Origin of the sequence: uncultured Methylobacterium sp. (assembly GCF_964251405.1) — a bacterium.
Taxonomy (GTDB): Bacteria; Pseudomonadota; Alphaproteobacteria; order Rhizobiales; family Beijerinckiaceae; genus Methylobacterium.
This window is the reverse complement of sequence record NZ_CAXUJR010000048.1, coordinates 1-11,581: the sequence shown is the minus strand read 5'-3', so window position 1 is coordinate 11,581 and position 11,581 is coordinate 1. Positions and strand designations below refer to the sequence as shown.

Annotated in this window: 8 protein-coding genes; 1 reads left to right on the top strand and 7 read right to left on the bottom strand. The window is 67.2% G+C overall.

Annotated elements, in window-relative coordinates; all coding sequences use genetic code 11:
- Positions 1-2,599, bottom strand: a 2,599-nt coding sequence (locus tag ACFE7U_RS10530) for an MMPL family transporter (RefSeq protein ID WP_375409674.1), incomplete at its 3' end; no start/stop codon positions are given.
- 588 nt (positions 2,600-3,187) lie between these two features.
- Here ACFE7U_RS10530 and hpnH point away from each other — a divergent pair.
- A complete protein-coding gene (hpnH, locus tag ACFE7U_RS10525; RefSeq protein ID WP_375409673.1) occupies positions 3,188-4,351 on the top strand; it encodes an adenosyl-hopene transferase HpnH in 1,164 nt (387 codons plus the stop codon).
- A gap of 80 nt (positions 4,352-4,431) precedes the next feature.
- Here hpnH and ACFE7U_RS10520 read toward each other — a convergent pair whose 3' ends face one another.
- The 6 genes from ACFE7U_RS10520 to hpnA all read right to left on the bottom strand — a co-directional run bounded on the left by ACFE7U_RS10520 (position 4,432) and on the right by hpnA (position 11,368).
- The gene (locus ACFE7U_RS10520) at positions 4,432-5,157 is read right to left on the bottom strand and encodes a phosphorylase (protein WP_375409672.1); all 726 of its coding nucleotides are present in this window, start codon (positions 5,155-5,157) and stop codon (positions 4,432-4,434) included.
- A gap of 18 nt (positions 5,158-5,175) precedes the next feature.
- The gene (shc, locus tag ACFE7U_RS10515; RefSeq protein ID WP_375409671.1) at positions 5,176-7,173 is read right to left on the bottom strand and encodes a squalene--hopene cyclase; all 1,998 of its coding nucleotides are present in this window, start codon (positions 7,171-7,173) and stop codon (positions 5,176-5,178) included.
- 96 nt (positions 7,174-7,269) lie between these two features.
- Positions 7,270-8,568 carry a hydroxysqualene dehydroxylase HpnE gene (gene hpnE / locus ACFE7U_RS10510; protein WP_375409670.1) on the bottom strand — a complete coding sequence of 433 codons (1,299 nt, stop codon included), beginning with the start codon at positions 8,566-8,568 and terminating at the stop codon, positions 7,270-7,272.
- On the bottom strand, positions 8,569-9,420 hold the full coding sequence (gene hpnD / locus ACFE7U_RS10505) for a presqualene diphosphate synthase HpnD (protein ID WP_375409669.1): 852 nt from the start codon (positions 9,418-9,420) through the stop codon (positions 8,569-8,571).
- The gene (gene hpnC, locus ACFE7U_RS10500) at positions 9,417-10,331 is read right to left on the bottom strand and encodes a squalene synthase HpnC (protein WP_375409668.1); all 915 of its coding nucleotides are present in this window, start codon (positions 10,329-10,331) and stop codon (positions 9,417-9,419) included. Before hpnC ends, hpnD begins: the two co-directional genes overlap by 4 nt.
- Positions 10,328-11,368: a hopanoid-associated sugar epimerase gene (gene hpnA / locus ACFE7U_RS10495; RefSeq protein ID WP_375409667.1), complete on the bottom strand. Its 1,041-nt coding sequence runs from the start codon at positions 11,366-11,368 to the stop codon at positions 10,328-10,330. The genes hpnC and hpnA overlap by 4 nt, the downstream gene beginning before the upstream one ends.
- Positions 11,369-11,581: the final 213 nt, after the last annotated feature.

Below are 11,581 nucleotides of genomic sequence, written 5' to 3'. Positions count from 1 at the left end.
CTTCGTCGCCCTCGGGCCGCTTGGAATCGGCCTGCTTGGGTGGCGGCCCCAGGAAGGCCGGTACCACGAAGAACGCGGCCACGAGCGTGAAGAACAGCGACAGGGCGAGCAGCTTGCCCATGCTGGCGGTGCCGGGATGGCTCGAAAGCACCAGGGAGCCGAAGGCGGTTCCGGTGGTCAGCGCGGAGAAGAAGATCGCCCGGGTCAGGCTGGAGGCGAGCATGTCGACCACGCCCGCGCGCCAGGCGATGACGTAGTAGATGTGGAAGGCGACGCCCACCGCGAGCATCAGCGGCATCGCGATGATGTTGGCGAAGTTGAGCGGCATCCCGACGATGTGGAGCGCCATGAGGGTCCAGAGCGTCGCCAGCACCAACGGCCCCAACGTCATCGCCACGTCCCAGGGTTTGCGCAGGGCAACCGACAGGATGATGAAGATGAGGACGAGGGCGGTGAGCGCCGCCTGCACGAAGGCGCCGAGGATCGTGTAGCTCGACGAAGTCGTGGCCACGGGCGCGCCGGTGGCGTGGGGAGCGACGCTCTGAACCTCCTTGGCGAAGTTGCGCAGCACGGCGTTGTCGTTGGCATCGCCGCCCGGGTGGACCTCGATGCGCGAGCGGCCGTCCGCGGTGATCCATTCGGCCTTGAGCTGCGGAGGCAGGTTGTCGATGCTGATCGTCTGCGGGTCGAGGATCCCGCGCAGGCGCGTGAGCAGCGTCTTCAGGTCGGTCGTCACCGCGACATTGGCAGCCTCGCGCTGAGCAGCCGAACCGACGGCCAGCTTGTCGAGGGTTTCGGAGAGCTTGCCGGCTGCCTTCGCACCGGGTGCGGGGTCGTTGGCGATACCCTTGAGTGCGGCGGCGGTCTCCTTGAGCGCCTTGACCGTGTCGGCGTCCGTGGGCGGCGGTGGCTTGCGGGCGGGATTGAGGATCGGCCGAAGGAGCTGTGCGGTCTCTTCGATGGTGGCCGTCTTCTGCTCCTGGTCCGGCGGGACGAAGGTCTGAATATCGATGACCCGGGCCACCGACGGCAACGCACGCAGTTTCGCCGAGAGTTCTGGCACGGCGGCGACGGACGGCGCGATGACGTCGATCAGGTTCGGGCTGGTCTCGGGGTCCTTGATGAGGTCGAGATACGTCGCGATCGACTCCACCTTTGGGCTGCGCAGGTGCATCGGGTTCGAATCGAACGGCAGCTTGAAGAGGAACGGGATGCCGGCGACCGTGATCAAGCCGACGAAGATGAGCACGGCTTTGCGGTGCTCGATGATCCAGTGATCGACACCCGCCAGCCACGCCGTCTCCACCGCCTCCTTCTCGAGCCGCGGCTTCATCACGGCGATGAGGGCCGGCAGCAGGGTCAGGGAGAACAGGTAGGCGACGATCATGCCGACGCCGGCGATGAGGCCGAGTTCCGACACGCCCCGGAAGGCGGTGGGCAGGAACGCGAAGAATCCGGCGATCAGTGAGATTGCCGCCAGCGTCAGCGACCACCCGACGCCCCGGGCGGCCGCCCGGATCGCCGAGGGCAGATCAGGCTGCTCGAACCGGTCGGCCCGGTACCGAACGGCGAACTGGATGCCGAAATCGATCCCGAGGCCGACGAACAGGGCCGCGAAGGCCACCGAGATCGGGTTGAGCTCGCCCACCATGACGAGACCCAGCGCGGCGGTGACGATCAGGCCCGAGAAGGTCGTGATCATCACGGCGACCACGAGGGCGCCGGAACGCAATGCGAGCCACAGGAACAGCAGGATCGCCCCGATGGTGACGAGGTTGTTGAGCAGGGCGTCGTCGGCCAACGTCGCGAACTCGTCGTCCGAGACCGCGACGGGGCCGGTCAGGCGCAGACGCAGTCCGTTCTCCGAGGTGATCTTGAGATCCTCGGCGATGCGCCGGACGAGCTTCGTCGCCTCGGCGCCGGGCTGCAGGGCGTTGAAGTCGAGCACCGGCTGGATCATCACGAACTTGCGCAGTTCGGTGCTCTGCGTCTTGCCGTTCGACAGCAGCATCTGCCACGACAACCGGGCGGGCTTGCCCGCCATCGCCCCCTGAAGGGTTTCGTCGATCCGGTTCATCGGACCTTCGAGATCCTCGAGCTTGGCATCGCCGCTCTTGATGCCCCTGGCGCCGAGACCGAGGACACGCATCAGGCCGCGCAGCGACGGGTCCGCCGCGAGCGGTCCGAGAAGACCCTGCTGCTGGATGAGCTGCTCCGTGGTCTTCGTCAGCTCGTCCTGCGACATCAGCAGGAAGCCGTTGCGGTCGTAGAACGGGCCGCCATCGGGGCGGTAGACGGTCTCGATCCGGTCCTTATGGGTCGCCAGTTCCCTCGCGAAGGAGGCGGCGGCTTCCTCTGCGATCTCCGGTGTCCGCCCGTCGATGACTGCGACGAGGGTTCCGGTCCGCTGCGGGAAGGCCTTCTCGAAGTTGATCTCGTCCTGGCGCCAGGGGACGTCCTTGTCGATCAGACGCTCGACATCCGTGTTGATGCGGAACCGATGGGCGGCAAGACCGGCACTCGCCGCCGTCAGCACGGCGATGACAACGATGACGAGCCAGCGACGCTGGACGGAGAACGCAACGAGCCGTTCGATCACGGGTACCCTACCTGCCTATCGGAGCCGTCACGAAGCGCGGCCCATTGGAACGCCTGGCGGCGTCAAGCGATGCATCCGCGACCTTCGTCGCCATGCTCCGGGAGTACCACCGACGGCGATATTCCCCGAATCCGGTTCGGGAGCAGGCCGAAAAGGGCTCCAAGGAGTCTTCCGGAACCGGCGCTGAGTACGTCGCTAGGCCGACAATTGCAACGAAAGCGCTATTCCCTGTTCGTATTGCGTCCGCCTGTGCGCTTTAGCACCGCAAATTCCCGCAGTCGGACAGAATACCGTGCACGACTGGCATGATCGCGCTGCAGGTTGGATCTCGGGCTCCAGATAGGGTCCGGTACCCGAAGCAAGGCGGGACGGCCATGTGGGTGCCTATCCTCTGACTCGACGTCGGCTTCGGCCCTGCAAAAACAAGCGTTTTGGACCCTCGGGCTGTGACACGCTTACGCCACGGTCCAAAACAATACTCAGTCGACTCCAGCCTTAGGCCCGTTCGAGCCTAGTGCGCTGGAAATCGACGATTTTTCACTGTAAGCAGCCCTTCAAATCGGGGCCAAAAAGCAAAGGAGCCGCGCCTTGGGTATTCCCCTTCGGTACGTCGCGAAGATTGGCGGCTACATCCTCAAGCAGCACCTCACCGGTCGCAAGCGCTACCCGCTCGTGATGATGATGGAGCCGCTGTTCCGCTGCAATCTCGCCTGCGCCGGCTGTGGGAAGATCGACTACCCGGACGAGATCCTCAATAAGCGACTGCCGGTGGCCGACGCTCTCGAATCCGTTCGTGAATGCGGCGCACCCGTGGTCGTGATCGCCGGCGGCGAGCCTCTCCTGCACAAGGACCTGCCGCAGATCGTCGAGGGCATCATCGCGCAGAAGAAGTTCGCGATCGTGTGCACCAACGCGCTGCTCCTCGAGAAGAAGATCAAGGAGTACAAGCCGAGCCCGTACTTCACCTGGTCGATCCACCTCGATGGCGACAAGGAGATGCATGACGGGTCGGTGTGCCAGCGCGGCGTCTACGACAAGGCCGTGGCGGCCATCGCCAAGGCCAAGGAGATGGGCTTCCGCGTCACCATCAACTGCACCTTCTTCAACAACTCGTCCGCGGACAAGATTGCGGACTTCTTCGACAGCGTGACGAAGATGGGCATCGACGGCATCACGGTCTCGCCCGGCTATGCCTACGAGCGCGCGCCTGACCAGCAGCACTTCCTGAACCGCAAGGCGACGAAGGACCTGTTCCGTGGCGTCTTCCGTCATGGGAAGGAAAAAGGTCGCGAGAAGTGGACATTCCAGCAGTCGGGCCTGTTCCTCGACTTCCTCGCCGGCAACCAGACCTACCATTGCACGCCCTGGGGCAACCCGACCCGCACCGTGTTCGGCTGGCAGAAGCCCTGCTACCTGCTCGGCGAGGGCTACGCCGCCACCTTCAAGGAGTTGATGGAGGAGACCGACTGGGATTCCTACGGCACCGGCAACTACGAGAAGTGCGCGGATTGCATGGTCCATTCGGGCTACGAGGCCTCGTCGGTGGTCGATTCCGTGAAGAAGCCCTGGAAGCCGCTGATCCACGCGATGCGGGGAATCAAGACTGAGGGCGAGATGGCCCCCGAGGTCAGCCTGGAGAACCAGCGCCCGGCCGAGTTCGTGTTCTCGCGCAACGTCGCCCAGAAGCTGTCCGAGATCAAAGCGTCGGGCACCGACACGAAGCGCGAGGCTCGCAACCGCACCGCGGCCTGAGCTTCCATCGCTTCAGTAGACCAGCCCTGCCGAGCGGACGTTCGGCGGGGCTTTTCTTTGGCCAGAAGAGGCTTGAAGCGTCATCCTGATCCGATGGACGCCTCTGGAACGCCGAGGCCGCGTCCCAGCAAGGCGCGACAGTGGTTCAAGGACGTGAAGGCCGCCGAAGAGTCGCGGGCAAGCCTGATCAGAACACCGATCCCGACCTGACCACGAGCGAGGGCAGCGAGAACGGCGCGGATATCCGGGTCGCCATTCGGCTTGAGGGCTGTGGCGACGAAGGCCGGAAGAGCGCGGTGAGCGGGATCACAAACGACACGGATCGCCGCGAAAGGCAGGCCATGACGTCGGGCGAACGCTGCGGCCACGTGGGATTCCATGTCGACCGCCGCCGCTCCGGTTCGATTGCGCAGTTCGTGCTTGGCGTCGACGCTCAGCACGGCCGCATCGACCCCGGCGAGGTCGGCCATGACCGGGCTCTTACCAAGACCGCCGAGCCTTCTCGTGATGGCGGCACTGACGGCCGCATCGGTTGCGTGGCGCTCGCCATCACAGAGGATCCCGGACGCCACGACGACATCGCCGGGTAAAAGATCCGGGCCGAGGCCACCCGCGATGCCGAAGCTGACGACGGCGCGCAACCCGGTCGCATCGCGCGCGCCCAGCAGGTCCCGTAGCCGATGCGGGCTTCCACCTGCACCGACCGCTTCGACGCCGCGGCCGGCGGCAAGCCTAGCTTCCTTGGAAAGCCCGACGATGGCGAGGACCTTGGCCTGATCGCCCGACGGGGTCACCGGATCGCCCAACGGGGGGCCGACCCGGCCCTACATCCCGAACGCCACATTCCGCGTGTTGCTCTGCTTGAGGTTGCGGAAGCGCGCCATCGCCCAGAGCGGGAAGAACTTCGGGTAGCCGTGGTAGCGCAGGTAGAACACCCGCGGGAAGCCGGTCGCGGTGTAGCGTTCCTCGGCCCAGAACCCGTCAGCACCTTGCGTGCGGGTCAGATAGTTGATGCCGCGCGTCACGGCCGGATCGTCGGCCTCGCCCACGGCCATCAGCGCGAGCAGCGCCCAGGCCGTCTGCGAAGCCGTGGAATAACCGGGCTCGAACGCCGGGTCGATCTTGTAGGACGAGGCGTCCTCGCCCCAGCCACCATCCGGGTTCTGGATGCGGATCAGCCATGCGACCGCCCGGCGGATCTCCGGGGAGGCCGGGTCGACGCCCGCGGCGTTGAGTGCGCACAGCACCGACCAAGTGCCATAGATGAAGTTCATGCCCCAGCGGCCGTACCAGCTGCCGTCCTGCTCCTGATCAGCGAGGAGATAGACGACGCCGCGGTCCAGCGCCTTCGAACTGGAACGGGTCTCGCCGAGCTGGGACAGCATCGAGACCACCCGCGCCGTCACGTCGGCGGTCGGGGGATCGAGCAGGGCGCCGTGGTCCGAGAACGGGATGTGGTTGAGGTAATGGTGGTTGTTGTCGGCGTCGAAGGCCGCCCAGCCGCCATCGCTCGATTGCAGGCCCTCGACCCATTCCCGGGCACGGGCGATCGCTGTTGTGTAGTCCGGCATGTCGGCGACGAGGCCGTGCTGACGCATGGCGCGGTCCATCGCCATCACGACCACGGCGGTGTCGTCGAGGTCGGGAAAATGCGGGTTGGCATACTGGAACGCCCAGCCGCCAGGGCGCACGTTCGGCCGGCCCGCCGCCCAATCGCCCTTGATGTCGAGGACCTGGAGCGGACGCAGCCAGTCGAGGCCGCGCCGCGCCTGATGCTCGGCCTGAGGGCCACCCGCCTCGAGGAGGGCATGACTGGCCAGGGCCGTGTCCCAGACCGGCGAGAGGCAGGGCTGGACATAGGCCTCGTAGCCCTTGTCGACGACCAGCTTCTCGATCGCTTCGCAGGCAATGCGCATCTGCGGATGGTCGTGCGGATAGCCGAGCACCTCGTACATCAGCACGGAGTTGGCCATGGCCGGATAGATCGCACCGAGCCCGTCCTCGCCGTTGAGGCGCTCGCTGACCCAGGCCACGGCCTTGTCGATGGCCCGCTGGCGGCGCTTCTTCGGGAAGTAGTCCTGGACGTGCTGCAGCACCGTATCGATGGCGCCGAAGATCGGTGTCCAAGGCCAGGTCGCGTGCGGGCTACCGGGCCAGTTCACCACGTGCTCGGGAGGTGTCACGAAGAGCTCGGGGATCCTGATGCCGAGCGGGTTCTTGGCCCGCGGTTTCTTGGCCTGGAGCACGAACAGGGGCACCATCACGCAGCGCGCCCAGTACGACACCTTGTCGAGGTGGAACGGGAACCAGCGCGGCAGGTGCATCACCTCCACGGGCATCACCGGCACCGCGCGCCAGGGCACCTCGCCGTAGAGGGCGAGGAAGAAGCGGGTGAACACATTCGCGTTGGCGGCGCCGCCGCGCGACAGGATCGCCTCGCGCGCCTTGCGCATATGCGGCGCCTCGACCGAATCACCGATCATCTTCAGGGCGAAATAAGCCTTCACGCTGGCGCTGATATCGAAGGGGCCGTCATGGACCAGAGCCCAACCGCCATGCTTTCCCTGCGTCCGGCGCAGGTAGTTTCCGATCTTCGGCCCGAGCCCATTCGGGATCGGTGTGGCGCGAAAGTTGTGGAACAGGATGTATTCCGACGGGATCGTCGCATCCGCCTCGAGTTCGAAGCACAGATGCCCGTCCTTGTGGGCGAGCGCCGTCAGGCTCTGGGTCGCCCGGACGATGCCGCGCTCGACGTCGGAGAGTGAGATTTCCTGGGTCTTGGGGCGCTGCAGCGCCTCTACCTTCTTGAATGCCTCGCGCATCGATCCTCGCCTTGCCTCACTGCTCAACCACGACGCCCCGGACTAGACCGTCCGTGTGGCCACGCACGTGATCGAGCACACGTCCGACGCCGCCGTTCAGGCCGCGCCACGCAACTTGTTCCGCGCCCGTGCTCCATTCAGGAGCGCTTGCGCGGCCGTCGTCCCTGAGCGGATCGCCCCTTCAATCGTCGATGGCAAGCCGGTCGCGGTCCAATCGCCTGCCAGGACGAGATTCGCATGGTCCGTCACGGCGCTCGCACGCCGTGCGGCCTCGGCGGGCGTTGCCGCGAAGGTCGCCCGCTTCTCCTTGACGATCTGCCAGCTTGGCCTTTCGGGCGCAAGTCCCGTCAAAGTCGACAGCTCCGACCAGATCCTCGCGCTCAAGTCTTCGCGCGGGGTGTCGAGCAGGTGATCGGCGCCACTGATGGTGACCGATAGACGATCCGGATAGGCAAACAGCCATTCGGTCAGTCCGTTCACCACGCCGAGAAGAAGTGGAGCACCCGGCGGTGGGACAATAGCGAAATGAGCGTTCACGATCGAACGGTAGGATTGCGGGCTCGCCAGTCCGGGCAGGATGTCGGCGGCGACCCAGGGCGGTAGCGCCAGCACGATGCCGTCGTCGGGTCCGAGATCCTGTGGGCCGTCGCTGAAGACGAGGCCGTCGATGCGGCCTGCGCCGAACGCGAGGCTCCGCAGGCGACGACCGAAGCGGATCTCGGCACCTCTCGCACTCAGGTAGTCGACCGCCGGATCGACGAAGGCCGCCGAGAGGCCGGCGACCGCCACGAGCGGGCGGCACGCCTCGCCGCCGGCTCCGAGCGTTTCGAGCAGGATCTTGGCCGCCAGGCCGACGTCGCTTTCCTTCGGATCGGTGTTGAGGGCGGCGAGCAGCACCGGATGCCAGAGGCGTTCGTAGAGAGGACCAGAGCAGGCCATGCTCTCGCCGATGGTGCCGCCCAGGCCCGGGCCCTTGCCGGCAGCGGCCCTGAGGATTCCGAGCGGAGCTAAGTAGTCTACAGCGCTGGTTCCGGGCACCCGGCGCGACGCGCTCATCACCCACCAGGGCAAGCGCCCGCGATTCGGGCGCAACTGCCAGCGCTCGCCGGTCTTAAGATCGGCGAAGTCGAACTCCGCCTCCGCCGGCCCGGAAAGGGCGTCCGCCGGCGCTCCGATGGTCCGCATGAAGCCGAGGGCCGAGCTGTTGCCCGACAGCAGGAGGTGGTTGCCGTTGTCGATGGTCAGGCCCAGCGTCGGGTCGTAGTAGGAGCGGCATCGCCCACCGGCTTGCTTGGCGGCCTCGTGCAGCACGACCCGGACGCCGCGCTCCGTCAGCGACACCGCCGCGGAGAGCCCGGCGAGGCCGGCGCCGATCACATGTACGGTCCCGGTCATTCAGACGATCCCGTGACGCAGGGCGACGGCGATCAGGGCGAGCTTGCCGGGCTTGACCCTGGCTCGTGGGGCGGACCAGCCACGCGCCAGGAGCGCATCGAGGTAGAGCCGGTAGGCGGCCGCCATCAGCCGGGGCGCCTTCGTGGCGGTCCTCGGGCTCCTCGCGATGATCGCCCAGGTCTGGCGATAATGCTCCTGCGCCTCCGCCGCCACCGCGGCACAGACCTCTCCGAGACGCGGATGCGCCATCGCCGCTTGCGGCGTCGGGGCGGAGAGCCCGATCGCTCGCAGCTTCTCGCGCGGCAGGTAGAGGCGGCCGCGCGTCGCGTCCTCGTCGATGTCGCGCAGGATGTTGGTGAGCTGCAGCGCCCGGCCCTCGTGATAGGCGAGGCGGATGCCAAGATCCTCCGGCAAGCCGAAGATCCGCACCGAGAGGCGGCCGACCGCGCTGGCGACCCGGTCGCAATAGAGGTCGAGGGTGTCCTCGTCGGGGGCGACGATGTCCTCGAAGGCATCCATCGCCATGCCGTCGATGACCGCCTGGAAATCCTCGCGCAGGAGGCCGTAGCGCCGGATCGGGACGACGAGGTCCTGCACCCGCGCCGCCGGCCGGCCAGCATAGAGGGAGTCGATGTCGGCGCGCCAGCGGTCGAGTTCGGCCGCGCGGATCTCGGCGGCCCCGCCATCGTCGGCGACGTCGTCCACTGCGCGGCAGAACGCATAGACCGCGTACATCGCCTCGCGCCGCTCCTTCGGCAGGAGCCGCATCGCCGTGTAGAACGACGAGGATTTCGCCGGCAGGGCAGGGGCCGCGGCGGTCTCCGCCGGCATCGGCGTGGCGGTGGCGCTCACGGGCGTCCTCCCTGGTTCACGACGCGGGATGCCTGCGCCCGCAGCGTCCTCGCCCGCAAGGGCCGCCGCGCCAGCGTCGCGGCGATTCCCCCGAAGGCCGTGAACGCGAAGGCAGCCTTGCCATGATGGACTTTCTCGCTAAGCGGATCCCGGGTCGTCAGCCCTCTCGCCAGGACGACGGCGAGCCGGTGGATCGCGGCGATCTCCAGGCTGAGACGAAGATCCGCGATCAGGTCGGGAAGCACCGCGCCCTCATCGAGGAGCACCAGGGTGCGCTCCGCAAGATCGCGGATCACGGCGAGCAGGGCCGGCGAAGCGACATCCGCCCCGAGCGCCGAGACGGGCACGCCTTGCCGGTCGAGCGTCTCCTGCGGGATGTAGACCCGGTCGAGCGCGTGGAAATCCTTCCCGCAATCCTGCAGGTGGTTGATGATCTGGAGCGCGGCGCAGATCGCGTCGGACGGACCCCAGACCACGCCGGGATCCTCTCCGTGGACGTCGAGGACGTAGCGGCCCACCGGCATGGCCGAGAGCCGGCAATAACCGATCAGGTCGTCCCAGGTCTCGTAGCGGCTCTGGCGGGCATCGAGGCGGAAGGCGTCGAGGAGTTCGAGGGCGTGGCGTGGAGGCAACCCGCGAGCCGCGAGTTCCGCCTTAAGCGGCTCGGCCTCCGGATCGGGCGGCCCGTTGCCGGTCAGCGCGTCGGCGAGTTTGTCGAGGAGCGCGAGCTTCGCCTCAGACGACAGCTCCGCATGGTCGGCGACGTCGTCGCCGGCACGGACGAAATTGTAGAAGGCCAGGATCGCACCGCGGTTCTTCGGGTGGATCAGGTGCGAGGCGACGGGGAAGTTCTCGTCGCGGTGACCCTTCCCGGAGCGCGTCTGGGTCGCGTTGGACAGGCTCGTGCTCACCGAATCAGCCCCGATTGACGGAACCACGCGATCGCATCCGACAGTCCCTCGCGATAGGGGCGGGCGGTGTAGCCGAGCTCCGACCGGGCTTTGGCGTCGGTGAAGAACATGCGGTAGCGCGACATCCGGATGCCGTCGATGGTGGCGAAGGGCGCCTTCCCGGTGATCCGGGCCATCTGCTCGGAGAGATAAGCGATCGGATAGACGACGGCGCGCGGCAGGTTCACCGTGGGGGCCTTCCGGCCGACCATGCCGGCGATGTCGGCGAGCATCTGCGACAGGAGCACGTTCTCGCCCCCCAGGATGTAGCGCTCGCCGGTGCGGCCCTTGCGCAGCGCCGCGAGATGGCCGGCGGCGACGTCGTCGACATGGGCGAGGTTGAGCCCGGTATCGACGAAGGCCGGCATCCGCCCGAGGGCCGCCTCCAGGATGATTCGGCCGGTGGGCGTGGGCTTGACGTCGCGCGGGCCGATCGGGGTCGAGGGGTTGACGATGACCACCGGCAGGCCGTTGCGCGCGGCCATCTCCTCCACGACGCGCTCGGCCACGACCTTGCTGCGCTTGTACGCGCCGATGGCGGTGCCGGGCGTCAGCGGCCGGGTTTCGTCGGCGGATGTCCCGTCGTCGCGAGGTTTGATGGTGGCCACGCTCGACGTGTAGACAATGCGCTCGACGCGAGCGCGCAAGGCCTCCTCCATCATGATGAGGGTGCCATCGCGGTTGGTCCGCACGATCTCTTCCATGTCCGGCGCCCACAGCCGGTAGTCGGCGGCAGCGTGGATCAGGTAGCGCTGGCCCTCCAGCGCGGCGGCGACGGCGGCGCGGTCGCGCATGTCGCCTTCGACGATCTCGACGTCGTCCCAGACGAGGTTTGTGCGCGCACTCGTGGCGCGGACCATGATCCGGACCGGAAAGCCGGCCTGCCGGAAGACGTCGACGAGGGCGGCCCCCAGGAAGCCGCTGGCACCGGTGATGAGGACCGGGCCTGGATCTCCGAGGCTCGCGTCGAACCGGCCGGTAGGGGGCGCCTCTGCCATCTCTCTCGCGTCGTCAGGGGATCGGAACGGGCACGGGCGAGCCCGGTCCGGGCGCTTCTGTCATCGAAACGCGGACCGGACAAGCGTATGCGGGCCACACGGGACGGCCCGCCGCGGTTGCCGGACGGACCGTATGCTCAGGCCAGACGCAGGCGACCGGCCTTTCGTTCTGGCAGGGTTGCCTGGACGGTCTCGACGATGCTGGCGGCATCG

Coding starts and splice junctions, on each gene's coding strand:
- shc (WP_375409671.1), bottom strand. CDS start 7,173: ATGCGCGAGGCATTCAAGAAGGTAGAGGCGCTGCAGCGCCCCAAGACC.
- hpnE (WP_375409670.1), bottom strand. CDS start 8,568: ATGACCGGGACCGTACATGTGATCGGCGCCGGCCTCGCCGGGCTCTCC.
- hpnA (WP_375409667.1), bottom strand. CDS start 11,368: ATGGCAGAGGCGCCCCCTACCGGCCGGTTCGACGCGAGCCTCGGAGAT.